Below are 26292 nucleotides of genomic sequence, written 5' to 3'. Positions count from 1 at the left end.
GCGCGGCTCGGGCGGCAGCGGGAGCTGCTTCGTGCCGAGTTCGAGCTTGCGCAGGGCGCTGGCCAGGGCGAGCGGATCACCGGTGAGCTGGGCACCGGAGGCGTCCGCCTGGTACTCCCGGGAGCGGCTGATGGCCAGTTGGATGAGCGAGGCGGCGAGCGGGCCCAGGAGCATGATCATCAGCATGCCGAGCAGACCGGGGCCGTCGTCGTCGTCCGAGCGTCCGATGGGGATCAGCCAGGCGAAGTTGACCAGGAACATGATGACGGAGGCGAGGGCGCCGGCGACCGACGAGATGAGGATGTCGCGGTTGTAGACGTGACTGAGCTCGTGGCCGATGACGCCGCGCAGCTCGCGCTCGTCCAGCAGACGCAGGATGCCGTCGGTGCAGCACACCGCGGCGTTGCGTGGATTGCGGCCCGTGGCGAAGGCGTTGGGTGCCTCCGTCGGGGAGATGTACAGGCGCGGCATGGGCTGGCGGGCCTGGGTGGAGAGCTCACGGACCATGCGGTAGAGCGCCGGGGCCTCGAACTCGCTCACCGGGCGGGCGCGCATCGCGCGGAGTGCCAGTTTGTCGCTGTTCCAGTACGCGTAGGCGTTGGTGGCCAGTGCTACCAGGACGGCGATGACGAGCCCCATGCGGCCGAAGAAGCTGCCGATGACGATGATGAGTGCGGACAGTCCTCCCAGGAGTATCGCTGTCCTGAGCCCGTTGTGCCGGCGGTGCACGGTACGCCCTCCAAGTCGTGCGGCAGGGGACCCTTGCTTGCTGAATCTGCGGTGCCACTGGTGCCGCGTTCTCACGTCCAGTGGACCCTCCCGTACTGGTCAACGCCAGGCGGGAGGCTCAAGTTCCCTGGTGCGTGCGGCGGCGGGTGTGGACCGTCCGGGTGACGGCGCCGACGACCACGCGCGCGTGGGGGCGAGTGCCCCGCACACGCGCGGTGTAAGCGGCCGTCTTCCCGGTGAGCCCGCTGTGACCGGAACGAGGTTCAGAAGAGGCCGGTGTCGGTGAAGCGCAGGACCAGCTGGGGTGCGCCGGACAGGGCGATGCCGAGGACGCCGGTCAGGGCGATCGCGGCGGTGACCGGTCCGGGGACACGGTGTTTCTCGGGTTCGCCTGCGGGGGCACGGAACAGCAGGGCCGTCCACTGGAGGTAGTAGAACAGCGCGATGACGACGTTGACGGCCATGACCACGGCCAGCCAGCCGAGGCCGGCGTCGACGGCCGCCGAGAAGACGGTGACCTTGGCGAAGAGACCGATGATGCCCGGCGGCAGTCCGGCGAGGCAGAGCAGGAAGAACGCCAGGAGCAGCGCGGACACGGGGCTGGAGGCGTACAGGCCGCGGTAGTCGGCGACTCGGTTGAGGACCTTGGTGCGGCCAACGAGCGCGGCCACCGCGAAGGCGCCGAGGTTCACGGCGCCGTACATCAGGGCGTAGGCGACGGTGGAGCCGATCGACTTCTCGGCGTCCCCGGAGTACGCGGCGGCGGCGATCGGCACCAGGAGGTAGCCGGCCTGGCCGACGGAGGACCAGGCGAGCAGGCGTACCGCGCTGTACGCGCGCGTGGCCTGCTGGCGCAGGGCTCCGGCGTTGCCCACGGTCATGGTGAGGGCGGCCAGGGCTGCCAGGGCGGGGCCCCAGACGTCGGCGTAGGACGGGAGGGCCACGACCGTGACGAGGATGAGGCCGCTGAAGCCGACCGCCTTGCCGATGACCGACAGGTAGGCCGCGATCGGCAGGGGTGCCCCCACGTAGGTGTCGGGGACCCAGAAGTGGAACGGCACGGCGGCCGTCTTGAAGGCGAAACCGACGAGGGTGAGGACGACGCCGGTCTGGGCGAGGGTGTGGAACTGCCCGTCGACGTGTTGGATGCGGTCGGCGACCTGGGTGAGGTAGAGGGTGCCCGTGGTGGCGTACACGAAGCTGATGCCCATCAGGCTGACCGCGGTCGCGGTGACCGAGGACAGGAAGAACTTCAGGGCCGCCTCGGAGGACTTCCGGTCGCCGTACCTGAGGCCGACCAGTGCGAACGCGGGCAGGGAGGCGACCTCCAGGGCGACGATCAGGGTCGCCAGGTCGCGGGAGGCGGGCAGGAGGGCGGCGCCGGCCGCGGAGGACAGCAGCAGGAACCAGTACTCGCCTTCGGGGAGGTCCTTGCGGGCGTCCTTCAGGGCGGTGACCGACAGGAGGGCGGCGAGGAGGGCGCCGCCGAGGACCAGGAACTGGATGACCAGGGTGAAGCGGTCGACCGTGTAGCTGCACACGGTGGCGTCGCCGGTCAGACAGAAGGTGCTGCGGTCGCCGTCCAGGAGAGGCACCAGCATCAGCGTGGCGGCGGCCAGGCCCGCCACCGATGTCCAGCCGAGCAGGGCCTTGCGGTGCTCGGCGACGAACAGGTCGGCCACCAGGACGACGAGTCCGACGACCGCCGCGATGGTGGGCGGGGCGATCGCGAGCCAGTCCACGGACTGGACGAGGGACGCCGCCAGGGGCTGGGCCGGGGAGCTCATCGGGTGCCTCCTGCGAGGAGCTGCTGGACGGCCGGGTCGCTCAGGCCGAGGAGAGCCTTGGGCCACAGGCCCGCGACGACGGTGAGGACGACGAGCGGTGTCCACGCCGCGAACTCGTACGAGCGGACGTCGGTGAGCCTGGGTGCGTCGTGAGGCAGGGCGCCCATGCAGACGCGGCGGACCACGATCAGCAGGTACGCGGCTGTCAGCAGCGTGCCGAACGCGCCGATCGCCATGAAGGTGAGGAAGGCGGCGCGGTTGAGGCCCTCGGCGGGCCGGAACGCGCCGAACAGGGCCAGCATCTCGCCCCAGAAACCGGCCAGGCCCGGCAGGCCGAGCGAGGCGACGGCGGCGAAGGCGAGCAGGCCGCCGAGGCGCGGGGCCTTGCCGTAGAGGGCGGCGCCGGTCTCCTCGGCGAGGGTGTCCAGGTCGGTGGTGCCGGTGCGGTCCTTCAGGGCGCCGACCAGGAAGAAGAGCAGGCCGGTGATGAGGCCGTGGGCGATGTTGGCGAACAGGGCGCCGTTCACGCCGGTCGGGGTCATCGTGGCGATGCCGAGCAGGACGAAGCCCATGTGGCCGACGGAGGAGTAGGCGATGAGGCGCTTGAGGTCGCCCTTCGCGCCCTGTTTGGCGAGGGCCAGGCAGGCCAGGGATCCGTAGATGATGCCGACGACGGCGAGGGCGGCGAGGTAGGGCGCGAAGGTGCGGAACCCGTCGGGTGCGATGGGGAGCAGGATTCGGACGAATCCGTACGTACCCATCTTCAGCAGCACACCGGCCAGGAGCACCGAGCCGACGGTCGGCGCGGCGGTGTGGGCGTCGGGCAGCCAGCTGTGCAGCGGCCACATCGGCGTCTTCACCGCCAGCCCGATCCCGATCGCCAGAACGGCGATGAGCTGCACGGATGTGCTCAGCGACCGGCCGTTGTCAGTGGCGAGTGCCATCATGTCGAACGTGCCCGCCTTGATCCCGATCAGGAGCAGGCCGAGCAGCATGACCACGGAGCCGAGCAGGGTGTAGAGGATGAAGCGCCAGGCGGCCTGGCTCCGGCCCTCGCCGCCCCAGCGGGCGATGAGGAAGTACATCGGGATGAGGACCATCTCGAAGGCGAGGAAGAAGAGCACCAGGTCGAGGACGGCGAAGGTCGCGAGCGTGCCGGCTTCGAGGACGAGCAGCAGGGCGACGAAGGCCTTCGGGGTCGGGCCTTCGGGCATCTTGAAGTACGAGTAGAGCGCGCAGAGGAAGGTCAGCAGCGCGGTCAGGACCAGGAGGGGGAGGGAGATGCCGTCGATGCCGAGGTGGATGCGTACGTCGAGTGCGGGGATCCAGCTGATGTCCGTGTTGGCCTGCATCTTCGACGGCTGGTCATGGTCGAAGCCGAGCGCGAGGACGATCGTCGCGATGAGGATCGCGCCGGTGACGGTGACGCCGTGCCGGAGGACTGCCTGCTCGGGTGACTTTCCCTTCAGTCCGGGCGGGGCGGGCAGGAGAGCCGCGGCGGCGCCCAGGAGCGGGCCGACGACGACGAACGCCAGAAGGAACTGCATCACGGACTCGTTGATATCGATCACGCTTGCTCACGCTCCCGTGGCGACGAGGACGACGGCGACCGCGAGGACGACGGTGCCGGCGAGCAGCGCGCTCACATAGGTCTGGACGTTGCCGGTCTGGGCACGCCGTACGGCGGCGCCGAGCCAGCGAGGCAGCGCACCCGCACCGCGGACATAGGTCTCGACGACCTCGCGGTCGAGGAACCTGACGAGGCTCGCCCCGGCCTTGACCGGGCGGACGAAGAGAGCCGTGTACACGGCGTCCAGGTGGAAGCCCGCGGCCGCGTGGCGGTGCAAGGGGCCGAGCAGCAACCGTCCCGGGTCGGCGGGGTCCGGGGCGTGGGCGATGTCGCCGTAGGCCGGCTCGTGGGTGGCGATGGCTTCCGCCTCGACCTGGGCGGCGTCGCCCTCGGGGTGGGCCGCGACGGCGCCCAGCGGGACGCGGGCCGCGAGGGCGGTGGTGTGCCGCCAGGCGGCGTAGGTGACGATGCCGCCGACCAGGGCCATGCCCGTGCCGAGCACGGAGGTGGTCAGGGTCGGGCCGAGGTCGCGGCCGTCGAACCAGTCGGGCAGCAGGCGGAACGCGAAAGCGCCGAGGGCCAGGGACGGCACGGCGAGGACCCACAACACGACGGTCATGGTCAGGGGCTGCCTGCCGTGATCGGGGGCTTCGGTGCCCCGGCCCCGGAAGCCGAGCAGCCACAGGCGCATCGCATAGGCGGCGGTGAGCACGGCCGTGAGGAGGCCGGCGACGAGGACGATCCAGCCCGCGGCGGCGGGGGCGTGCTCGGTGTGCCCGGTGACGACGTGCTCGGCGACGCCGAGCACGGCCTCCTTGGAGAAGAAGCCGCTGAACGGCGGGATCGCGGCGAGCGCGAGCAGCGCCACGGTCATCGTCCAGTAGGCGTCGGGGATGCGGTCGCGCAGGTTCCGCATGCGGGACATGGCGGCGAGCGAGTTGGTGCCGGCGGCATGGATGATCACGCCGGCCGCGAGGAACAGCAGCGCCTTGAAGGCGCCGTGGGACAGGAGGTGGAAGACGGCGGCCCCGCGGTCGCCGACGGCGAGGGCGCCGGTCATGTAGCCGAGCTGGCCGATCGTCGAGTAGGCGAGGACGCGCTTGATGTCGTCCTGGGCGAGCGCGGCGAGCGCCGAGCCGGTCATCGTGACGGCGGCCATGACGGCGAGGACGACCATCGCGGCCTGGGAGGCCTCGAAGACCGGGAGGAGACGGGCGATGAAGTAGACACCGGCGGCGACCATCGTCGCGGCGTGGATCAGGGCGGAGACGGGGGTCGGGCCCGCCATCGCGTCGGGGAGCCAGGTGTGCAGCGGGAACTGCGCCGACTTGCCCGCCACGCCCGCGAGGAGCAGCAGGGCGATCAGCGTCGGGTGGTCGAGCCCGCCGCTCGCCACGGTGCCGAGGATGCGGGTGATGCGGAACGAGCCGGCGTCGGTGGCCAGGGCGAACAGGCCGATGAGGAAGGGGACGTCGCCGAGCTTGGTGACCAGGAAGGCCTTGAGGGAGGCGGCGCGGGCCTCCGGGGTCTCCCAGTAGTGGCCGACGAGGAAGTAGGAGCAGATGCCCATGACCTCCCAGCCGACCAGCAGCACGATCAGGTCGCCGGAGTACACGACCAGGAACATCGCGGAGGTGAACAGCGAGACGAGGGCGGCGTAGGAGGAGTAGCGCGGGTCGTCGCGCAGATAGCCCGTCGAGTAGATCTGCACGCAGGAGGCGACCAGGCCGACCAGGACGGCGACGAGGGCGGCGAAGCCGTCGATGTGCAGGGCGAGCTCGATCGGGACCGAGCCGGTGGGAGTGAGTTCCGTGGCCGAGGCGACGGCCGCTCCGCCGCCCTGGCGTACGGCGACCAGCGCGGCGAGCACCAGGGAGGTGAGCGTCGGCAGGACGGCGAGGGGACGGGCGAAGCCGGGCGCCGTACGGCCCAGCAGCAGGCCGGCGGCGGCGCCGAGGAACGGAAGGAGAGGGACGAGGACGGCGAGGGTGGTCGTGGTCACGCGGTGGCCTCAGCCTTCTGGGCCTCGTCGGACTGCTCGGCCGGGCGGGTGTCGTGGTCGGGGTCGTCGGGGTCGTGCCGTTCGGCGGTGTCACGGAGCTTGTCGACGTCCGAGGTACCGCGGTTGCGGTGGACGGCGAGGACGATGGCCAGCCCGATGCCGATCTCGGCGGCGGCGATGGCGATGGTGAACAGGGTCAGGGCCTGACCGGAGTGCAGGGTCTCCTTGGCGGCCTTGCTGAGCCAGACGTCGAAGGCGACCAGGTTGAGGTTGACCGCGTTGAGCATCAGCTCGACCGACATCAGGACCAGGATCGCGTTGCGGCGCGCGAGGACGCCGTACAGGCCCGTGCAGAAGAGCAGGGCGGAGAGCACGGCGGGATAGGCGAGGTGCATCAGCGGGCACCTTCCTGCTCGGAACTCTCCGAACTCTCTGTGACCGTCCGGGAACTCTTGGTGGCACTCGGGGCGTTCACACGGGGAGAGCTCGACTCCGCCTTCGCCTTGCGGGACAGGACGATGGCGCCGACCAGGGCGGCGAGGAGGAGGACGGAGAGGGCCTCGAAGGGGAGCACCCAGTTCTGGAAGAGACTCGCGCCGGTGGCCTCGGTGGAGCCTGCGGCGGGGCCGTCCAGGTCGATCCAAGTCGTGCGGAAGGCGTCGACGACGACCCAGACCAGGGCGGCGGCAGCGGCGACGGCCACGGCGAGGGCGGCCCAGCGGTTGCCGGAGTCGGCATCCGGGGAGCGGCCGATGGGGGCTCTGGTGAGCATCAGACCGAACAGGAGGAGGACGACGACGGAACCGACATAGATGAGGACCTGCACCCAGGCGATGAACTCGGCGGTGAGCAGGAGGTACTCGACGGCGAGGCCGCCGAGGGTGACCACCAGCCACAGGGCGGCGTGCACCAGCTGCCTGGTGGTGACGGTGACGAGGGCAGCGCCGAAGGTCACCAGGCCGACGAGGAGGAAGGCGATCTCGACGCCGGTCGGGGAGAGGAAGCCGTGGGTTTCCGCGGCGGCCCCGGTGGTCGGGCCGGTCGCGAGGAGAGCGGCGTTTGCGGCGAGCGTCATTGCGCGCCCTCCTGCCCCGGCTTCGGACGACCTGGCTTCGGGTGACCCGGCTCCGGACGCGTCGGCTCGGGGCGGTCCGACTCCTGGTGGGCCGGCTCCGTGCGCTCCGCCTTCGGCTGGTCGGTCTGCTGCTTGGAGTCGCCCTGGGGTCGGGTGGGCTGCTCGGCGGCGCGGGCCTGCGCGTCGGCGTGGGGTTCGGTGGCCGGCGGGGTCTGCTGGGCGGCCAGCTTGTCGGCGGCCTTGCGGGCGGCGGCGAGTTCCTTCGGTTCCTCCGCGCCGGGGTCGAGGGCCGGCGGGGCCGGGACGGTCCACATCCACTCGCGGAGCTTGTCGCGCTCGTGGGTGAGGTCACGGATGTCGGTCTCGGCGTACTCGAACTCGGGGGACCAGAACAGGGCGTCGAAAGGACAGACCTCGATGCAGATACCGCAGTACATGCACAGGGAGAAGTCGATGGCGAAGCGGTCGAGGACATTGCGGCTGCGCTCACGGCCGCCCGGGGCCGCCGGCGGGACGGTCTCCTTGTGGGAGTCGATGTAGATGCACCAGTCCGGGCACTCGCGGGCGCACAGCATGCAGACCGTGCAGTTCTCCTCGAACAGGCCGATCACACCGCGGGTGCGGGGCGGGAGGTCGGGCTGGGCGTCGGGGTACTGCGCGGTGACGGACTTCTTCGTCATCGTGCGGAGGGTGACGGCCAGGCCCTTGGCGAGGCCACTGCCAGGAATGGGGGCCATGGTTACTGGATCACCACCTTGACGATGCCGGTGAGGGCGATCTGGGCGAGGGAGAAGGGGACGAGGAGGGTCCAGGCGAGCTCCTGGAGCTGGTCCTCGCGCAGGCGCGGGTAGGTGACGCGCAGCCAGATCACGAGGAAGGCGAGGACGGCGGTCTTCAGCAGGGTCCAGACCCAGCCGAGGCCGTCGGCGCCCCAGGGGCCGTGCCAGCCGCCCAGGAAGAGGACGGTGGTCAGGCCGCACAGGACGACGATTCCGGCGTACTCGGCGAGGAGGAAGAGAGCGAAACGGAGGCCGGTGTACTCGGTGTACGCGCCGAAGATGATCTCCGAGTCGGCGACGGGCATGTCGAAGGGCGGGCGCTGGAGTTCGGCGAGGCCGGCCACGAAGAAGACGATCGCGCCGACGATCTGCCAGGGCAGCCACCACCACTCGAAGGCGTCGAGGATGCCGGGGAGGGAGACGGTGCCGGCCGCCATCGCCACCGAGGCGGCGGTCAGGAGCATCGGCAGTTCGTAGGCGAGGAGCTGGGCGGCGGTGCGCAGGCCGCCGAGGAGGGAGAACTTGTTCGCGGACGCCCAGCCGGCCATGAGCGAGCCGAGGACGCCGACGCCCATGACGGCCAGGACGAAGAAGACACCCGCGTCGACGACCTGCCCGACGGCTCCCTCACCGGGGCCGATGGGAATGGCGAGCAGGACGAGGAGGTAGGGCAGGAGGGCGACGGCGGGGGCCAGTTGGAAGATGCGGCGGTCGGCGCCCGCAGGGACGACGTCCTCCTTCTGCGCGAACTTCACGCCGTCGGCGATCAGCTGGGCCCAGCCGTGGAAGCCGCCGGCGTACATGGGGCCGAGGCGGCCCTGCATATGGGCCATGACCTTGTGTTCGGTCTGGCCGATGATCAGAGGGAAGGTGAGGAAGACGACGAAGACGACCAGGAGTCGCAGGGCGACGTCGAGCACGTCGTTCACTGCTGGCCTCCTGCGGGTTCATCGGGGTCGGCAGGGCCGGCGGGAGCACCGGTGTCGCCGGGGGTGGCGGTGGGCTTCGCGTCGTTGTCCTTGGGCTTCGCGTCGTTGTCCTTGGGCTTCGGCTTGTTCGCCGTGTCCGAGGTGCCTGGTGTGTCCGAGGTGTGAGGGGTCTCCGAGGCACGAGGGTTGCCCGGGGTGCCCGAGGCGCCCGGGCTTTCCGGGGTATCCGGCGGGCTGGTGGGGCTTTCGGGGGTTTCCGAGGACTCCGGGGACTCCGGGGCGTCCGAAGGCTCGGAGGTCTGCGACTCGCCCGACGGCTCTGGAGCAGGCAACTGCGCTGCCTCCGGCGACGGTTCGGGGGCCGGTTCGTCGAAGGCGGGGCGGGCGTGGTGCCAGGGGGCGTCCGAGCTGCGCGGGCTGCTCGAAGCCTTGCCTGACCGGCCGTCGCCGCGGTCGGACCCGGTCCTCTGGCTCGCGCTGCCCTCCGATGCGCTGCGCGCCCGGCGCGGTCCCGCCGAGGGGGTCGGGGAGCCGGCTTCAGCGGTCGATGCCGACGTCTCCGGCCCGGTCGTCGGCGTCCCGGAATCGGTCGCCGCTGCTTCGGAACCAGGCGTCGCCGACCCGGGGCCAGGCGTCGCCGACTCGGGGGCAGGCGTCGCGGACTCGAGACCATGCTGCGGGGATTCGGGGCCGGGCGTCGCGGGCGCGGGGCCAGGCTGTGGGGATTCGGAGCCGGGCGTCGGGGATGCCGGGTCGCTGGGCTGCTGACTTGCCGATCCCTGTGCCGCCGAGCGGTTTCGCCGCGGTCCCGCAGAAGCCCGGGCAGCCGGCTCCCCGGGCGTCGACTGGCTCGCCGAGCCCTCGGCAGCCGTACGCGCACGACGCGGAACAGCCGGAGCCGTCTCCGCGCCGGGAGCCGGAGCCCCCGCACCGGCAGCCGAAGCCCCCGCACCGGGAGCCGGAGTCTGCGCACCGGCAGCCGGAGCCTCCGCACGCGGAGATGGAGTCTCCGTTGCGGCTTCGGACTGGCTCGCCGAGCCTTCCGATGCCGAGCGGGTTCGGCGGGCCGGGCGTTCTCCCGCGGGGCGTTCTCCCGCAGGGCGTGCCGCTCGGGCGGGGCGGTCGCCTGCGGTGCGGGCCGGGCCGCGGGCCGGGCGGGCGGGGGCCGGCGGGAGTTGGCCCTTGAGGGGGCCCCATTCGTTGGGGTCGGGGACGCCGGGCGGGAGCATCTGGCGGCGCTTGGGCCCGCCGTGTTCCGACTCGCCCGGTTCCTTCGCGCCGGGCCAGGCCTTGGCGACGCGGGCAGCGAGGACGAAGTCCTTGCGCAGGGGGTGGCCTTCGAAGTTCTCGGGCAGGAGCAGGTGGTCCAGCGCCGGGTGGCCTTCGAAGGTGATGCCGAACATCTCGTACGTCTCGCGTTCGTGCCAGGCGGCGCCCGCGTAGACGTCGACCGCCGAGGGCAGGGCGGGGGCCTCGTGCGGGACGGTCGTACGCAGCAGGAGGCGTCGTACGGGAGAGAGGGCGGCGACGTGGGCCGTGACGCGGAAGCCCGTGCCCGGTTCGTCGACGGCGCTCAGCCAGTCGAAGTAGGTGCAGCCGAGGCGGTCGCGGGCGGTCTCCAGGGCGGTGATCCAGGCTGCCGGGGGGACGTCGACCGTCAGGACCTCGTAGGACTCCTCGGCCGTGGCGTCCGGGCCGAAGAGGTCCTCGGCGGTGGCGGGCAGCCAGCCGACGGCCGTCATCGCCCCTCCCCCGAGGTCGTCTCCGGTGCGGGCGGCCGCACCAGTCCGCTCTGCAGCGCCGCCGCCGAAGGACGATCCGCACCGCTGCCGTACCGCTCCCCCAGCGACTCGCGGGCGATCTTCTCCTGGAGCTTCAGGATGCCCTGGAGCAGCGCCTCGGGGCGGGGCGGGCAGCCGGGGACGTAGACGTCGACGGGGATGATCTGGTCGACGCCCTTGGTGACGGAGTACGAGTCCCAGTAGGGGCCGCCGCAGTTGCTGCACGCGCCGAAGGAGATGACGTACTTCGGTTCCGGCATCTGCTCGTAGAGGCGCTTCACGGCCGGGGCCATCTTGTCCGTGACCGTGCCGGAGACGACCATCAGGTCGGCCTGGCGGGGGCCCGGGGCGAACGGGATGACGCCGAGGCGGATGAAGTCGTGGCGGGCCATCGACGCGGCGATGAACTCGATCGCGCAGCAGGCGAGGCCGAAGTTGAACACCCAGAGCGAGTAGCGGCGGCCCCAGTTGAGGACGACCTTCATCGGCTCGGGGGCGAGGCGGGCCAGGGCGCCCAGCCGCTTGGGCTCGGGCAGCAGGACAGGCTCGGACACCGAGGGGTTCACGTCCATGCCAGGACGCCCTTCTTGTAGGCGTAGAGCAGGCCGACCGCCAGGAAGCCGAGGAAGATGAACATCTCGGCCAGGGTCGTCGCGCCGTAGCCAGGGGCGGCGAAGACGGTCGCCCAGGGGAACAGGAAGATCGAGTCGACGGCGAAGATCACGTAGAGGAAGGCGTACACGTAGTAGCGGACCTGGGTGTGGGCCCAGCCCTCGCCGACGGGGTCGACGCCGCACTCGTACGTCAGGAGTTTCTCGGGGGTGGGGACCACGGGCCGCAGCAGGCGGCCGGCCCCGAAGGCGACGGCTACGAACAGCACACCGATCACGGCGAGCAGTCCGACGACCGAGTAGGACTGGAAGTAGTCCGCCGCGACGACGGTCGTGGTGACGACGGTCGGTTCCGGCACGTCCGTCCCTCGCTCCCTCAGAATTCGGACCTGGATCCTTCGACGATGAGGCGGCTCACTGGGGTGCCGCCGTTCGACGATCTGTACGCACGGGAGTCTAGGCCCTGATAAGGGCAGGGTAAGCAGCCCGTCACCGCCGGGCATACGGGGGTGGGGTTTTCCTCAGTCGATCCTGGCGGTCCACCTCATGGCGCAGCCGTCCGCCGCCGGGCACGCTAACGCACATGACCCAACGTATCCCGTCTCCGGGCACGCCGGCGGCCCGGTCGGCCGCCGGGCCGGACGACCGTCCGCCGCCGGCCCGGCTCGCCTACGACCGGCACACCTGGAAAGAGATCGCGCACCTGCTGGCCAACCTTCCGGTCGCGCTGCTCGGTTTCACCTATGTCGTGACGATGCTGTCCATCGGTTTCGGGCTGACCGTCACGGTGATCGGGTTCCCGCTGCTCGCGGCGGGACTCATGGGCGCGCGGCAGTTGGGCAGGCTGGAGCGGGCGCGGGCCCGGGCGCTGCTCGGGGTGCGGATCGATGAGCCGAGCCGGCTGCGGCTGCGGGGCGGGGGCGGATTCTTCCAGCGGCTGTGGCTGCAGCTGAAGGACCCGGTGGGCTGGCGCACGGTCCTGTACGAGTTCATCCGGCTGCCCTGGGGCGTGCTCACCTTCAACGTCACGCTGGTCTCGCTGTTCGTGCTGTGGCCGGTGCTGCCGTTCATCGCGCGGGGGTTGACCAACGCCGACCGGGCCATGGTGCGGGCGCTGCTGTCGCCCTCCGACGAGCTGGAGCGGCGGATCGCCGAGCTGGAGTCGGACCGGGGGGTCGTGGTGGACACGGCCGCGGCCGACCTGCGGCGCATCGAGCGGGATCTGCACGACGGGGCGCAGGCCCGGCTGGTCAATCTGGCGATGGGGCTCGGCCTGGCCAAGGAGAAGGTGCTGGAGGATCCCGACGCGGCGGCGGCGATGGTCGAGGAGGCGCACGGCGAGGTGAAGCTGGCGCTGCAGGAGCTACGGGACCTGGCGCGCGGCATCCACCCGGCGGTCCTGACCGACCGCGGTCTGGACGCGGCCCTGTCGTCGGTCGCCTCGCGCTGCACGGTCCCGGTGAAGGTGACGGTCGATCTGCCGGAGCGGCCGGCCGCGGCCATCGAGGGCATCGCCTACTTCACCGTCTCGGAGCTGCTGCAGAACGTCAGCAAGCACAGCAGGGCGAAGTCGGCCTCGGTGGAGGTGTGGCGGACCGACACCCGGCTGCTCATTCAGGTGTGGGACGACGGGGGTGGCGGCGCGAGCCTCGACGGCGGTACGGGGATGAAGGGCTTGGCGGACCGGCTGGACGCCGTCGACGGGCTGTTCGTCCTGGAGTCGCCCGAGGGCGGCCCGACGACGGTCACGGCGGAACTGCCGTGGCGTGACCGGTCCGCGGCCCGGGGGTAGGGAAAACCCCCCGTTCAAGATGCCGACGGACTCCATGGTCCGCCGACCTGCGGCGGAGCAGGGTGGAGGTACGAGAGCGCAGCCGCGGGACGAGGAGAAGGACGGCGCCGATGGCCACGGAGTACGGACAGGAGTACGGGCTCGACGGTGGGTCCGGGTTCCCCGGGAGCGCCGAACGGCGGCACCGGCTGCCGGCCGCGCTGCGGGCGCCGGTCGAGGGTCGCACCTGGCGCGAGTTCGCCCATGTGCTGCTCAGCCTGCCGGTCGGCATCCTGATGTTCACCTACGCGGTCACGATGGTGTCGCTGGGGGCGGGACTGCTGGTCACGTTCCTCGGCGTACCGGTGCTGGCGGCGGCGCTCGCCGGGTGCCGCGGCTTCGGGGCGATGGAGCGGACGCGGGCGCGGGCGCTGCTGGGACTGGAGGTGGGCGAGCCGGACCCGCTGCGGATGACCAGGCCGGGCGCGATGGCGTGGATGGGGGCCGTCCTCAAGAGCGGCGCCTCGTGGCGGGCCGTGCTGTACGCGGTGCTGCATCTGCCCTGGGCGGTGTTCTCGTTCGCCGTCGCGGTGAACGTGTGGGTGATGGGCTGGGCGCTGCTGACGTACCCGCTGTGGTTCTGGGCGCTCCCAATGCACGCCGGCCCGGACGGGTTCCAGCTGTACGGCGACGGGACGCACCGGATCCACCTCGACAACCCCTTCGAGATCACGGTGACCGCGCTGGTGGGGCTGCTGTTCACGATCGCCGCGCCGTGGATCGTGCGGGCGCTGACGATGGTGGACCGGCTGCTGGTGCACGGGCTGCTCGGGCCGTCGCGGCTGGTCTCGCGGGTAGTGGAGCTGGAGTCGGACCGGGGGGTGGTGGTCGACACCGCGGCGGCCGATCTGCGGCGTATCGAGCGGGATCTGCACGACGGGGCGCAGGCCCGGCTGGTGGCGCTGGCCATGGATCTGGGGCTGGCGAAGGAGAAGCTCCATGAGGACCCGCGGGCGGCGGCGCGGATGGTGGACGAGGCGCACGGCGAGGTGAAGACGGCGCTGCAGGAGCTGCGGGACCTGGCCCGCGGCATCCACCCGGCGGTCCTGACCGACCGCGGCCTGGACGCGGCCCTGTCCTCGGTCGCCTCGCGCTGCGCGGTCCCGGTGCAGGTCGAGGTCGACCTGGCGGAGCGGCCGGCACCGGCGATCGAGGGGATCGCGTACTTCACGGTGTCGGAGCTGCTGCAGAACATCAGCAAGCACGCGCGGGCCACGTGGGCCGGCGTGGAGGTGTGGCGGACGGAGAACCGGCTGATGCTGCAGGTCGTCGACAACGGTGTGGGTGGGGCCGATGCGTCCCGGGGGTCCGGGCTCGCGGGGCTGGCAGAGCGGCTCGACGCGGTCGACGGGATCCTGGTGGTGGACTCGCCGGCGGGCGGGCCCACCCGGGTGACCGCGGAGTTGCCGTGGCGGGGGGAGCACGTGCGGTGACGTTCGCGGGGGCCCGGCCCCCGCGAGCCGTGACAGGGCCGGGGGCCGTCGCCTCCGGCCCCCATCTTTCCCTCACCACCCGATCGGCCAGTCAAGAAGCCGCTCCCGTCCCCATTCACCCCCCGACCCTGAAATGCTGGACCCGTCGCACGGGTGGGCGCAGCCGTTGTGGGCTGCGGACGGGCGGCATGGGCTGTGGGGGGCCGGACATCGTGGAGGACAGGGTGCGGGTGGTCATCGCCGAGGATTCAGTGCTGCTCAGGGAGGGCCTGACCCGGCTGCTGACCGACCGGGGGCACGACGTCGTCGCCGGTGTGGGTGACGGCGAGGCGCTGATCAAGACCATCACGGAGCTGGACGCGCAGGGCGAGCTGCCGGACGTGGTCGTGGCGGACGTCCGTATGCCGCCGACGCACACCGACGAGGGGGTGCGGGCGGCGGTGCAGCTGCGCAAGGCCCACCCGGGGCTCGGGGTGCTGGTGCTGTCGCAGTACGTGGAGGAGCGCTACGCCACGGAGTTGCTCGCGGGGTCCAGCCGGGGTGTCGGCTACCTGCTGAAGGACCGGGTCGCCGAGGTACGGGAGTTCGTGGACGCGGTGGTGCGGGTGGCGGAGGGCGGTACGGCGCTCGACCCGGAGGTGGTCGCGCAGCTGCTGGGCCGCAGCCGCAAGCAGGACGTGCTGGCGGGGCTCACTCCGAGGGAGCGTGAGGTGCTGGGGCTGATGGCCGAGGGGCGGACGAACTCGGCGATCGCGCGGCAGCTCGTGGTCAGCGACGGAGCGGTCGAGAAGCACGTCAGCAACATCTTCCTGAAGCTGGGGCTGTCCCCGAGCGAGGGGGACCACCGCAGGGTCCTGGCCGTGCTGACGTATCTGAACTCCTGACGGGCCCCGACCGACGGAGCCGACCGACAGATCCGACCGACGGATCCGACCGACGGTCCGACCGACGGACCCGGCTGACGGCCCCGACCGACGCACCCGGCTCCTGACCGGCCTCACCTCTTTGACGTTCAGTGGCCCTGTTCGCGGAAACCCGGACAAAGACGGACGCATGATCATGCCGAAGTCGTGTCCAAGATGCGAATGACCCGAAGAACGCGACCCTCGCGGTCGTAGTGTTGATCCTGGGAAGGCCTGCGGGAAGGCCTGTCCCGGACAGCGTCCTCGAGGGAGGTCCAGTTCAGTGACCAGCCAGGTCAGTAGCCCAGCGGAGCAGGCCGACGAAGCAGTCGTAGGAGAGCAGCGCAAAGCGGCGGGCGCGAAGGACGTGCGTCGCCTGGACCGGGTGATCATCAGGTTCGCGGGGGACTCGGGTGACGGTATGCAGCTCACCGGTGACCGTTTCACCTCGGAGACCGCGTCGTTCGGCAACGACCTGTCGACACTGCCGAACTTCCCGGCCGAGATCAGGGCGCCCGCCGGGACCCTGCCGGGTGTGTCGTCCTTCCAGTTGCACTTCGCCGACCACGACATCCTCACGCCCGGCGACGCGCCGAACGTGCTGGTGGCGATGAACCCGGCCGCGCTGAAGGCGAACATCGGCGACCTGCCGCGCGGCGCCGAGGTGATCGTCAACACGGACGAGTTCACCAAGCGGGCGATGCAGAAGGTCGGCTACGAGACCTCTCCGCTGGAGGACGGGTCGCTGGACGGCTACCACCTGCACCCCGTGCCGCTGACCACGCTCACGGTCGAGGCGCTCAAGGAGTTCGACCTCAGCCGCAAGGAGGCCGAGCGCAGCAAGAACATGTTCGCGCTGGGCCTGCTGAGCTGGATGTACCACCGGCCCACCGAGGGCACCGAGAAGTTCCTGAAGTCGAAGTTCGCGAAGAAGCCCGACATCGCGGCGGCCAACATCGCCGCGTTCCGGGCGGGCTGGAACTTCGGCGAGACGACGGAGGACTTCGCCGTCTCCTACGAGGTCGCCCCGGCGGCCACGGCGTTCCCGCCGGGTGTGTACCGCAACATCTCCGGCAACCTCGCCCTGTCGTACGGGCTGGTCGCGGCGAGCCGGCAGGCGGATCTGCCGCTGTACCTGGGGTCGTACCCGATCACTCCGGCGTCGGACATCCTGCACGAGCTGAGCAAACACAAGAACTTCGGCGTGCGGACCTTCCAGGCGGAGGACGAGATCGCAGGCATCGGGGCCGCGCTGGGCGCGGCCTTCGGTGGTTCGCTGGCCGTGACCACGACAAGCGGTCCCGGTGTGGCGCTGAAGTCGGAGACGATCGGTCTCGCGGTCTCCCTGGAGCTGCCACTGCTGGTCGTGGACATCCAGCGCGGCGGTCCGTCGACGGGTCTGCCCACCAAGACCGAGCAGGCGGACCTGCTGCAGGCGATGTACGGGCGCAACGGCGAGGCTCCGGTGCCGGTGGTGGCGCCGCGCACCCCGGCGGACTGCTTCGACGCCGCGCTGGAGGCGGCGCGGATCGCGCTGACGTACCGCACGCCGGTGTTCCTGCTGTCCGACGGCTATCTGGCCAACGGCTCCGAGCCCTGGCGGATCCCGGACATCGAGGAGCTGCCCGACCTGCGGGTGCAGTTCGCGCAGGGCCCGAACCACACGCTCGACGACGGCTCCGAGGTGTTCTGGCCGTACAAGCGGGACCCGCAGACCCTGGCCCGCCCGTGGGCGATCCCGGGCACACCGGGCCTGGAGCACCGGATCGGCGGCATCGAGAAGCAGGACGGCACGGGCAACATCTCCTACGACCCGGCCAACCACGACTTCATGGTCCGCACCCGGCAGGCGAAGATCGACGGCATCGACGTCCCGGACGTCGAGGTGGACGATCCCCACGGGGCGAAGACGCTGGTCCTGGGCTGGGGCTCGACGTACGGGCCGATCACGGCGGCGGTACGGCGGCTGCGCAGGGCCGGGGAGTCCGTCGCGCAGGCGCATCTGCGCCATCTCAACCCCTTCCCGCGGAATCTGGGTTCCGTGCTGGAGCGTTACGACAAGGTGGTGATCCCCGAGATGAACCTCGGGCAGCTCGCCACGCTCATCCGGGCGAAGTACCTGGTCGACGCCCACTCGTACACCCAGGTCAACGGCATGCCGTTCAAGGCGGAGCAGCTCGCCGCGGCTCTGAAGGAGGCCATCGATGGCTGAGACGTCCACGACAGGCACCCGCACCGTCGAAGCACTGTCCCTGGTCCCCAAGGCCGAGGGCAGGCAGTCGATGAAGGACTTCAAGTCCGATCAGGAAGTGCGCTGGTGCCCCGGCTGCGGCGACTACGCCATCCTCGCCGCGGTGCAGGGCTTCATGCCCGAGCTGGGGCTGGCGAAGGAGAACATCGTCTTCGTCTCGGGCATCGGCTGCTCCTCCCGCTTCCCGTACTACATGAACACCTACGGGATGCACTCCATCCACGGCCGCGCGCCCGCCATCGCCACGGGCCTGGCCAGCTCCCGCCGCGACCTGTCGGTGTGGGTCGTCACCGGTGACGGCGACGCGCTGTCCATCGGCGGCAACCACCTGATCCACGCGCTGCGCCGCAACGTCAACCTCAAGATCCTGCTGTTCAACAACCGGATCTACGGTCTGACCAAGGGCCAGTACTCGCCGACCTCCGAGGTCGGGAAGATCACGAAGTCGACGCCGATGGGCTCGCTGGACGCGCCGTTCAACCCGGTGTCGCTGGCGATCGGCGCGGAGGCGACCTTCGTGGCGCGGACGGTCGACTCCGACCGCAAGCACCTCACGGAGGTGCTGCGCCAGGCCTCCGCCCACCAGGGCACGGCGCTGATCGAGATCTACCAGAACTGCAACATCTTCAACGACGGCGCCTTCGATGCTCTCAAGGACAAGCAGCAGGCCGAGGAGGCCGTGATCCGGCTGGAGCACGGCAAGCCGATCCGCTTCGGGGCCGACCTGGCCAAGGGTGTCGTGCGGGACCCGCTGACCGGTGATCTGAAGGTGGTCGCGGTGACCCCGGACAACGAGGACCAGGTGCTCGTCCACGACGCGCACTCCCCGTCCCCGACCACGGCGTTCGCGCTGTCCCGCCTCGCCGACCCGGACACCCTGCACCACACCCCGATCGGTGTCCTGCGCTCGGTCGAGCGGCCCGTCTACGACACGCAGATGGCGGACCAGCTCGACACCGCGATCGAGCAGCACGGCAAGGGCGACCTGGACGCGCTGCTGGCGGGCGGCGACACCTGGACGGTCGTGGGCTGACCTGCCGGACACGACACCCCCGAGGCCCGGGACCGCTAGGAAGCGGCCCGGGTCTCGTCGTACGTCTGCCGCGCCTTCTCCACGTCGTCCATGCGGTCGCGCGTCCACTGTGACAGGGCCCGCACCTGCTCGGCGGCCTCGCGGCCCAGGCCGGTGAGGGAGTAGTCGACGCGCGGCGGGATGACGGGCTTGGCGTCGCGGTGGACGAGTCCGTCCCGCTCCAGGGTCTGCAGGGTCTGCGTGAGCATCTTCTCGCTGACGCCCCGCCCGCCGTACGCGCCGATCGCCCGGCGCAGCTCACTGAACCGGTACGGGCGCTCCAGGAGCTCGATCAGGACGAGCACGCCCCAGCGGCTGGTCACGTGCTCCAGGACCAGCCGGTACGGGCACAGGGCTTCGTTCTCACTTACCGCCATGCCAGTACCTTACTTCAAAGTGGGTACTTTCGAACAGTTAGCGCCTGCCCTAGGGTTAGTGCCAACGCACCCCACAAGGAGAGTCCCTCATGAGCATCGTCGTCACCGGAGCCACCGGACACCTCGGCCGTCACGTCGTGGAGCAGCTGCTGGAGAAGGTCCCGGCCGAGCAGATCACCGCGGTCGTGCGCAACGCGGACAAGGCCTCCGACTTCGCCGACCGCGGTGTGAGGATCGCCCTCGCCGACTACAACAGCCCCGCCTCCTTCGACGGCCTCTTCTCCGCCGGCGACAAGGTGCTGCTGGTCTCCGGCAACGAGTTCGACAAGGGCCGTGTGCAGCAGCACAAGGTCGTCATCGACGCGGCCAAGGCCGCCGGTGTCGCCCTGCTCGCCTACACCAGCGCGCCCGGCACCCTGACCGCCGCACTGGCCGACGACCACCGCGGCACCGAGGAGATCCTGCTGGACTCCGGCGTGCCCTACGCGCTGCTGCGCAACGGCTGGTACCACGAGAACTACACCGAGAACCTCGCCCCGGTGCTGGAGCACAACGCGGTCGTCGCCGCGGCCGGCGAGGGCAAGGTCTCCTCCGCCTCCCGCGCCGACTACGCCGCCGCCGCCGTCGCCGTGCTGACCGGTGAGGGGCACGAGAACAAGACGTACGAGCTGGGCGGCGACACCCCCTGGAGCTTCGCCGAGTACGCGGCCGAGCTGAGCCGTCAGACCGGCAAGGACATCTCCTACAACGCCGTCTCCCCCGAAGCCCTCGTCGGCATCCTGACCGGCGCGGGTCTGCCCGAGCCGTTCGCCCGCATCCTGGCCGGTGTGGACGTCTCCATCGAGAAGGGCGAGCTGGTCGTCTCCACCGGCGATCTGTCGCGCCTGACCGGCCGTCCGACCACCCCGTTCTCCGAGGCCATCGCCACGGCGCTCAAGGGCTGAACTCCCCCGGCGGGCCCTTGAGCCGCCCCACCCCCGGATGTCATGACCGTATGCCGATACGGGCATGACATCCGGGGGTACTCGGCGTTACCGTCGTGAACGCGGACGCACGCCAGGCGCGAAGGAGGGGCACGTGACCGGCAAGCCGAGGGGTGAGCGGCACATAGGACTGCTGAACGGCTTCGCGGCGTACGGGATGTGGGGGCTGGTCCCCCTGTTCTGGCCCCTGCTGAAACCGGCCGGCGCGATGGAGATCCTGGCCCACCGGATGGTGTGGTCGCTGGTCTTCGTGGGCGCCGCCCTGCTCGTGCTGCGCCGCTGGGCCTGGGCCGGTGAGCTGCTGCGGCAGCCGCGCAAGCTGGCGCTGATCACGGTCGCCGCGGCGGTCATCACCGTCAACTGGGGCCTGTACATCTGGGCCGTGAACTCCGGGCACGTCGTCGAGGCCTCGCTCGGGTACTTCATCAACCCGCTGGTCACCATCGCGATGGGCGTGCTGCTGCTGAAGGAGCGGCTGCGGCCGGTGCAGTGGGCGGCGGTCGGGACCGGCGGCGTCGCGGTGGTCGTGCTGACCGTCGGCTACGGACAGCCGCCGTGGATCTCGCTCTGCCTGGCGTTCTCCTTCGCCACGTACGGGCTGGTGAAGAAGAAGGTGGGCCTCGGCGGCATCGAGTCGCTGGCCGCCGAGACCGCGATCCAGTTCCTGCCCGCCCTCGGCTTCCTGGTGTGGCTGACCGCGCAGGGCGACTCCACCTTCGCGACCGAGGGCGCGGGGCACGCGGCGCTGCTCGCCTCGGCCGGCATCGTCACCGCGCTCCCCCTGGTCTGCTTCGGCGCCGCCGCCATCCGCGTGCCCCTGTCCACCATCGGCCTGCTGCAGTACCTGACGCCGGTCTTCCAGTTCCTGCTCGGCATCCTCTACTTCCACGAGGAGATGCCGCCGGAGCGCTGGGCCGGATTCGCGCTGGTGTGGCTGGCGTTGACGCTGCTCACCTGGGACGCGTTGCGCACCGCCCGCCGGGCCTCCCGCACGCTCACCAATGAGATCAGCGTGCCCAGCACGACCAGGGCGACCGGCACGGTCAGTGCCGCCCGGAACGCCGAGAGCGTGGCCTCCGGGCCGGACCCGGTGGACGCCAGGCCGTAGACCGCGGTCACCGCCGAGATGCCGATGGCGGAGCCGAACTGCGTCGCCGTGGTCAGCAGCCCGCCGGCCAGGCCCTGCTCCGACTCGGCCACCCCGTCCGTGGCGGCGATCGTCAGCGGCCCGTAGGCCAGCGCGAAGGCGAAGCCCGCGAGGAGCAGCGTCGGGAACATCGCCGCGTACGACCAGTCCATGCCGACCGGCAGGAACAACGCGTACGCGGTCACGGCCAGGACGAACCCGCCGACGATCACCCGGGCGTGGCCCCAGCGGGCGACCAGTCTCGGCGTGAGCGTCGGCGCGAGGACGGCGTCGATGCCCATGACGATCAGGGCCACCGCCGTCTGCAGGGACGACCAGCCGCGCAGTTCCTGCAGGTAGAGCGTGACGACGAACTGGAAGCCGAAGAAGGCGCCGAGGAAGAGCAGCGCGCCCAGGTCGGCGCGCACGACGGGGCCCTGACGCAGCAGACCGAGCCGGACCAGAGGGTCGGGGCAGCGGCGCTCGACGGCGACGAACGCACCGGCCAGCAGGACGGCCGCGAGACCGGAGGCCAGGGTGAGCGGCCAGTGGTGCAGGCCGTGTTCCAGGCGTACGACGGTGTAGGCGGCCAGCAGCATGGCGCCGGCGGCGGTGACCGCCCCGTGGAGGTCGAAGGTGCGCCGGAGCTTCGGCGGGGCGTCCCGCCGGGGGATCACGCGTACGGCGGCGACGAGCAGGGCGGCGGCCAGCAGCACGGGGGCGAAGAACACCCAGCGCCAGCCGATCTCGGTGAGCAGACCGCCGATCACCAGGCCGAGGGAGAAACCGGCCGCGCCCGTCCCGGCGAAGACCAGCAGGGCCTTGTTGCGCTGCGGTCCCTCCTCGTACGACGTGGTGATCAGGGAGAGCGCGGCCGGGGTCATGAAGGCCGCGGCGACGCCCGTGACGAACCGGGCGACGATCAGCATCCAGCCGCCCGTCGCGAAACCGCCCAGCCCCGAGAAGGCGAGGAAGACGGTCAGCCAGAGCAGGAACATCCGCCGTCGTCCGAGCAGGTCGGCGGCCCGCCCGCCCAGCAGGGTGAAGCCGGCGTAGCCGAGCACGTAGCCGCTCATGACCCAGGCCGCGGTGCCGGTGGAAAGGCCCAGATCGGCGCGGACGGCCGGGATGGCCACCGCCATCATCGCGACGTCGATGCCTTCGAGGAAGATCGTTCCGCACAGAACGAGCAGTAGCGCCCAGGCACGGGTGCCCATGAGTCAACACTCCTCCGGTCGGGGACGGTTACGCAAATGAGGGTCGGTTCCCTCTTGTAACCACCGCCCACCCTGCGGCAGCATCGACAGACATGGAAGAAGGCACTTCTAAGTCACCGAGTCACTGCGCGAGCACCGTGGACTACGGCGACGCCGATCCCTTCCAGTGGGACACGCGCGAGGACTGCCAGGTCCGGCAGATCCTCGACCGGATCGCCGACAAGTGGTCGCTGCTGGTCATCGCGCTGCTGGAGAACCGGCGGCTGCGCTTCACGGAGCTGCGCCGGGAGATCGACGGGGTCAGCCAGCGGATGCTGACCGTGACCCTGCGCTCGCTGGAGCGGGACGGCCTGGTGAAACGGACGGTGCACCCGGTGGTGCCGCCGCGCGTCGAGTACGAGCTGACCTCCCTCGGCAGGACGCTGCACGCCACGATCCAGTCCCTGGTGACCTGGACGGAGAAGCACCAGGAGGAGATCGCGGCGGCCCGGACCGCGTACGACTCCCGCGCGGCGGAGGCCGCGGACGCTACGGCTTCGTAGGAGCGTGGCGGGTCCGGTGCACCCGGGCCTTCTCGCGGTTCCCGCAGTGCTCCATCGCGCACCAGCGGCGGCGGCCCGGGCGGGAGGTGTCGACGAAGAGCAGGTAGCAGTTGTGCGCGCCGCACTCCCGGACGCGGTCGGCGTAGGGCCCGGTGAACAGGTCGATCGCGTCGCGGGCGACGGTCGCGAGCAGCCGGCTTCCGGTGGCGCCCGGAGCCCAGGACCGGGTGCCGTCGGGTTCGATGCGGGCGACGAGCGGGGGCGCGGCCGCGGCGGCGTTGACGACGTCCAGGTGTGCGGTCTGCAGCGGGCGGCCGTGAGCGCGGTCGGCTGCGAGCACGAACACGGCGTCGCGCAGGCCACGGGCCCGCTCCAGTTCCTCCGCGGAGACGGTGAGGCCGAGCCCGTCCAGCAGTCGGCTGCGCTCGGCCCAGGTGACCAGGTCGGCTGGTTCGTGCAGCACTTCCCAGCGGGCGAAGGCCCCGGGGCCGCCCGTCGTGGTCAGCTCCAGGCACAGGGTGCCGGGGTCGAAGCGGTAGGGCTTGCCCCTGCCCGAAACCAGCATCAGCCCCGGCGTCCGATCCGGCGTTTCCCCCGCGCGTCCACTCACCTAACCAGTATAAGTGGTTACATGACGCAGACACCCGCACCACCCGCTCCCGTCCACTGGAAACTCGTCATCGACGCCCGCGACCCGCACGCGCAGGCCGACTTCTGGGCCGCCGCCCTGAGGTACGAGGTCGAGGACAACAGCGCCCTGATCGGGAAGCTGCTCGGTTTCGGCGCCCTGCCCGAGGAGGCCACGGTCGAGTTCCACGGCCGCCGCGCCTTCAAGGACCTGGTCGCCGTACGGCACCCCGAGGACCCGTTCGAGGAGGAGAGCGGGACCGGGCTGGGGCGGCGGCTGCTGTTCCAGCGGGTGCCGGAGGCGAAGACGGTCAAGAACCGGCTGCACCTCGATCTGCACCCGGGCGAGGGGCGGCGCGACGAGGAGGTCGCCCGGCTGGAGGGGCTCGGGGCCAGTGCGCTGCGGCGGGTGAAGGAGCAGGGCGGCGAGTGGGTCGTGATGGCGGACCCGGAGGGGAACGAGTTCTGCGTGCAATGACCTGAGCGGCGGAGGCGAGCGCTCCGTAACGCCCTGGCCGGATAAGGACCTTGACGGAGAGTCAGTACCAGCTTCACCATCCAGGCACCCCATTCACTGTGGGCGGCCCGTGGACACCCCGCGGGCCTCCCGACGGAATCCGGAGCCCCCACATGAAGCTCTCCGTTTCCGCGCGCGCCGTCGCCGCGGGCGGCATGGCAACAGCCATGCTCCTGACCGGCGGCGCCGTGGCGGACGCCGCGTCATCCGCTCCCTCCAGATCCGCCGCCGCGCCGGACATTCCCGTGGCGAACGTCAAGACCCACCTGTCCCAGCTGCAGTCCATAGCCACCGCCAACGGCGGCAACCGGGCGCACGGCCGGGCCGGTTACAAGGCCTCGCTCGACTACGTGAAGGCCAAGCTTGACGCGGCCGGATACACCACCACGGTCCAGCAGTTCACCGCCTCCGGCCGCACCGGCTACAACCTGATCGCCGACTGGCCGGGCGGCGACGCGAACCAGGTCGTGATGGCCGGCTCGCACCTCGACAGCGTCTCCTCCGGGGCCGGCATCAACGACAACGGTTCCGGCTCGGCCGCCGTCCTGGAGGCCGCCCTCGCCGTGTCGCGGGCGCAGTACAAGCCCACCAAGCACCTGCGGTTCGCCTGGTGGGGGGCGGAGGAGCTCGGCCTGGTCGGCTCCCGCTACTACGTCAACCGGCTGGCCACGGGCGACCGTTCGAGGATCAGCGCCTATCTGAACTTCGACATGATCGGCTCCCCGAACCCGGGCTACTTCGTGTACGACGACGACCCGGCGATCGAGAAGACCTTCAAGGACTACTTCGGCGGCATCGGCGTCCCGACCGAGATCGAGACCGAGGGCGACGGCCGCTCCGACCACGCGCCGTTCAAGAGCGCGGGTGTGCCGGTGGGCGGCCTGTTCACCGGGGCCAGCCGGACGAAGACGGCGGCGCAGGCGGCCAAGTGGGGCGGTACGGCCGGGCAGTCCTTCGACCGCTGCTACCACTCGTCCTGCGACACCACCGCCAACATCAACGACACCGCCCTGAACCGCAACAGCGACGCCCTCGCGTACGCGGTGTGGGGGCTGTCGCAGTAACCTTCCGGGGCAGCGCGCCCTACTGCCTGCGGGCGCGTTCGGTGAGGCGGCCCATGCGGGCGCGGGCCGACTCCAGCTGCTCGACCTCCTCGGCGGCCGGGCCGTCCTCGGCGGCGAGTTCCGTCCACAGGCCGATCAGGTCACGTCCGAGCTCCAGCCCGAGCGCCGGGTCGCGCACCGCCCGCCAGGCGGTGGCCGCGCTCTCCACGTTGCCGTACGCGGCCTCCGCGTCGCCGGCCCGGCGGTGGGCACCGGCCAGGTCGAGCGACAGACGGAAGGCGCGGAGCGGGTCTCCGGCCAAGTAGGCGATGTAGGCGGTGAGTTCGCTGAGCCGGAGCACCTCGGGGTGCTCCGGCCCAAGCGTCGCGGACGCCTGCACGAGGGTCTGCTCCGCCAGCCCGGACGCCGCTTCGATCCTGCCCTCCTTCACCGCCTCGTTGATCCGCGCGATCGGCTCCGCGAGGAGCGCGGGCGCGGCGGGATCGCCCGGGGCGGTGAGGGGTTCGTCCCCGAGCACGGCCTCCGCTACGGCGTCGAAGCCGCGGGGAGGGGTGGGCTTGGGGTCGGGGTCGGCGGCGATCAGGGCGTGTTCGGGGACCGGTGCGGGTCGCGGCGCCGGCTGGGCTTCGGGGACGGGGAGCGGCCGCGCGTCCATGGGCGGGGGCGGGCCGAACGCGCCGGTGGGCGCAGCGACGGTGCCGGGCGGCATCGCCGTGCCCGGGACCGGGGACGCGTCTTCCGGCGCGGGTTCCGCCGACTCCGGCACGGCCCGCAGCTCGAACGTCGGTACGGGTTCCTCAGCCGGCTGCGGCTGGGGCACGGCCCCCAGCCGGAACGTCGGGGCCGAGCCACGGCCGGAGTCCGGCGCGGGACGCAGAACGTGCGTGGCGCTGTCACCGGGCGGGTGCGGCGGCTCGGACGGCGGGGCCACGGCACCGCTGCTCCGGGCGTGCTGCGGCGATGGCGCGGTCGTCGCGTCGGCGCCTCGGGCGTGCTGCGGCTCAGGCGGGGTGGCGGCTCCGGCACCTCGGGCAGGGCGCGGCTCAGGAGGCGTCGCGGCGCCGGTGTTCCGGGCGAGCTGCGGCCC

General features: G+C 71.4%; 24 protein-coding genes and 1 pseudogene. 10 read left to right on the top strand and 15 right to left on the bottom strand.

Annotation, left to right across the window (positions count from 1 at the left end; translation table 11 throughout):
• From htpX to ABT116_RS20990, 11 genes are all read right to left on the bottom strand, one after another.
• A partial coding sequence (gene htpX / locus ABT116_RS21040; RefSeq protein WP_351636051.1) for a zinc metalloprotease HtpX occupies positions 1–729 on the bottom strand: 729 nt, incomplete at its 3' end.
• Between the two features lie 263 nt (positions 730–992).
• The gene (locus ABT116_RS21035) at positions 993–2516 is read right to left on the bottom strand and encodes an NADH-quinone oxidoreductase subunit N (protein ID WP_351636046.1); all 1524 of its coding nucleotides are present in this window, start codon (positions 2514–2516) and stop codon (positions 993–995) included.
• On the bottom strand, positions 2513–4087 hold the full coding sequence (locus tag ABT116_RS21030) for a complex I subunit 4 family protein (protein WP_351636040.1): 1575 nt from the start codon (positions 4085–4087) through the stop codon (positions 2513–2515). The genes ABT116_RS21035 and ABT116_RS21030 overlap by 4 nt, the downstream gene beginning before the upstream one ends.
• 6 nt (positions 4088–4093) lie before the next feature.
• Positions 4094–6088: an NADH-quinone oxidoreductase subunit 5 family protein gene (locus tag ABT116_RS21025; RefSeq protein ID WP_351636035.1), complete on the bottom strand. Its 1995-nt coding sequence runs from the start codon at positions 6086–6088 to the stop codon at positions 4094–4096.
• A complete protein-coding gene (nuoK, locus tag ABT116_RS21020; RefSeq protein ID WP_351636029.1) occupies positions 6085–6483 on the bottom strand; it encodes an NADH-quinone oxidoreductase subunit NuoK in 399 nt (132 codons plus the stop codon). Before nuoK ends, ABT116_RS21025 begins: the two co-directional genes overlap by 4 nt.
• Positions 6483–7163 (bottom strand): NADH-quinone oxidoreductase subunit J family protein, encoded by a 681-nt coding sequence (locus tag ABT116_RS21015; protein WP_351636023.1) that lies wholly within the window; start codon positions 7161–7163, stop codon positions 6483–6485. Before ABT116_RS21015 ends, nuoK begins: the two co-directional genes overlap by 1 nt.
• Positions 7160–7900, bottom strand: a complete 741-nt coding sequence (locus tag ABT116_RS21010) for a NuoI/complex I 23 kDa subunit family protein (RefSeq protein WP_351636018.1) — start codon at positions 7898–7900, stop codon at positions 7160–7162. The genes ABT116_RS21015 and ABT116_RS21010 overlap by 4 nt, the downstream gene beginning before the upstream one ends.
• A 2-nt stretch (positions 7901–7902) precedes the next feature.
• Complete coding sequence (locus ABT116_RS21005) at positions 7903–8871, bottom strand: complex I subunit 1/NuoH family protein (protein WP_351636012.1); 969 nt, start codon at positions 8869–8871, stop codon at positions 7903–7905.
• Positions 8868–10613, bottom strand: coding sequence for an NADH-quinone oxidoreductase subunit C (locus ABT116_RS21000; protein WP_351636006.1), 1746 nt, complete (start codon positions 10611–10613; stop codon positions 8868–8870). The genes ABT116_RS21005 and ABT116_RS21000 overlap by 4 nt, the downstream gene beginning before the upstream one ends.
• Positions 10610–11224, bottom strand: coding sequence for an NADH-quinone oxidoreductase subunit B (locus ABT116_RS20995; protein ID WP_351636001.1), 615 nt, complete (start codon positions 11222–11224; stop codon positions 10610–10612). Before ABT116_RS20995 ends, ABT116_RS21000 begins: the two co-directional genes overlap by 4 nt.
• Positions 11215–11622, bottom strand: coding sequence for an NADH-quinone oxidoreductase subunit A (locus ABT116_RS20990; RefSeq protein WP_104785621.1), 408 nt, complete (start codon positions 11620–11622; stop codon positions 11215–11217). Before ABT116_RS20990 ends, ABT116_RS20995 begins: the two co-directional genes overlap by 10 nt.
• Positions 11623–11846: 224 nt before the next feature.
• Here ABT116_RS20990 and ABT116_RS20985 point away from each other — a divergent pair, with 224 nt between their 5' ends.
• From ABT116_RS20985 to ABT116_RS20965, 5 genes are all read left to right on the top strand, one after another.
• On the top strand, positions 11847–13055 hold the full coding sequence (locus ABT116_RS20985) for a sensor histidine kinase (protein WP_351635996.1): 1209 nt from the start codon (positions 11847–11849) through the stop codon (positions 13053–13055).
• Positions 13056–13165: 110 nt separating this feature from the next.
• Positions 13166–14527 (top strand): sensor histidine kinase, encoded by a 1362-nt coding sequence (locus tag ABT116_RS20980; protein WP_351635992.1) that lies wholly within the window; start codon positions 13166–13168, stop codon positions 14525–14527.
• 188 nt (positions 14528–14715) lie between these two features.
• The gene (locus tag ABT116_RS20975; protein ID WP_351635989.1) at positions 14716–15411 is read left to right on the top strand and encodes a LuxR C-terminal-related transcriptional regulator; all 696 of its coding nucleotides are present in this window, start codon (positions 14716–14718) and stop codon (positions 15409–15411) included.
• 301 nt (positions 15412–15712) lie between these two features.
• Positions 15713–17641 carry a 2-oxoacid:acceptor oxidoreductase subunit alpha gene (locus ABT116_RS20970; RefSeq protein ID WP_351635987.1) on the top strand — a complete coding sequence of 643 codons (1929 nt, stop codon included), beginning with the start codon at positions 15713–15715 and terminating at the stop codon, positions 17639–17641.
• Complete coding sequence (locus tag ABT116_RS20965; RefSeq protein ID WP_351635984.1) at positions 17634–18713, top strand: 2-oxoacid:ferredoxin oxidoreductase subunit beta; 1080 nt, start codon at positions 17634–17636, stop codon at positions 18711–18713. Before ABT116_RS20970 ends, ABT116_RS20965 begins: the two co-directional genes overlap by 8 nt.
• 35 nt (positions 18714–18748) lie before the next feature.
• Here ABT116_RS20965 and ABT116_RS20960 read toward each other — a convergent pair whose 3' ends face one another.
• Positions 18749–19129 (bottom strand): winged helix-turn-helix transcriptional regulator, encoded by a 381-nt coding sequence (locus ABT116_RS20960; protein ID WP_351635981.1) that lies wholly within the window; start codon positions 19127–19129, stop codon positions 18749–18751.
• 89 nt (positions 19130–19218) lie between these two features.
• Between ABT116_RS20960 and ABT116_RS20955 the strand changes: the two genes are divergently transcribed.
• Positions 19219–20073, top strand: a complete 855-nt coding sequence (locus ABT116_RS20955) for an SDR family oxidoreductase (RefSeq protein ID WP_351635978.1) — start codon at positions 19219–19221, stop codon at positions 20071–20073.
• A gap of 196 nt (positions 20074–20269) precedes the next feature.
• On the top strand, positions 20270–21220 hold the full coding sequence (gene rarD, locus ABT116_RS20950; protein ID WP_502983908.1) for an EamA family transporter RarD: 951 nt from the start codon (positions 20270–20272) through the stop codon (positions 21218–21220).
• 80 nt (positions 21221–21300) lie between these two features.
• Here the strand turns inward: rarD and ABT116_RS20945 are convergent.
• A pseudogene (locus ABT116_RS20945) lies at positions 21301–22380 on the bottom strand (MFS transporter); the annotation flags it as partial.
• 167 nt (positions 22381–22547) lie between these two features.
• On the opposite strand from ABT116_RS20945, the gene ABT116_RS20940 reads away from it, so the two are divergent.
• Positions 22548–22997, top strand: a complete 450-nt coding sequence (locus ABT116_RS20940; protein WP_351635973.1) for a winged helix-turn-helix transcriptional regulator — start codon at positions 22548–22550, stop codon at positions 22995–22997.
• Here ABT116_RS20940 and ABT116_RS20935 read toward each other — a convergent pair.
• A complete protein-coding gene (locus ABT116_RS20935; RefSeq protein ID WP_351636055.1) occupies positions 22984–23562 on the bottom strand; it encodes a CGNR zinc finger domain-containing protein in 579 nt (192 codons plus the stop codon). The genes ABT116_RS20940 and ABT116_RS20935 overlap by 14 nt on opposite strands.
• Before the next feature lie 66 nt (positions 23563–23628).
• On the opposite strand from ABT116_RS20935, the gene ABT116_RS20930 reads away from it, so the two are divergent.
• Together ABT116_RS20930 and ABT116_RS20925 are read left to right on the top strand one after the other, a co-directional pair.
• The gene (locus ABT116_RS20930) at positions 23629–24102 is read left to right on the top strand and encodes a VOC family protein (RefSeq protein WP_351635971.1); all 474 of its coding nucleotides are present in this window, start codon (positions 23629–23631) and stop codon (positions 24100–24102) included.
• Between the two features lie 152 nt (positions 24103–24254).
• The gene (locus tag ABT116_RS20925) at positions 24255–25205 is read left to right on the top strand and encodes a M28 family metallopeptidase (protein ID WP_351635969.1); all 951 of its coding nucleotides are present in this window, start codon (positions 24255–24257) and stop codon (positions 25203–25205) included.
• A gap of 19 nt (positions 25206–25224) precedes the next feature.
• Here ABT116_RS20925 and ABT116_RS20920 read toward each other — a convergent pair.
• Positions 25225–26292: tetratricopeptide repeat protein (locus ABT116_RS20920; protein WP_351635966.1), on the bottom strand; the 1068-nt coding region annotated here is incomplete at its 5' end.

The organism is Streptomyces sp. NPDC002130 (genome assembly GCF_040296465.1).
GTDB lineage: Bacteria > Actinomycetota > Actinomycetes > Streptomycetales > Streptomycetaceae > Streptomyces.
Note: the sequence above shows the minus strand (reverse complement) of the source record. Positions and strands in the feature narration are given on the sequence as shown.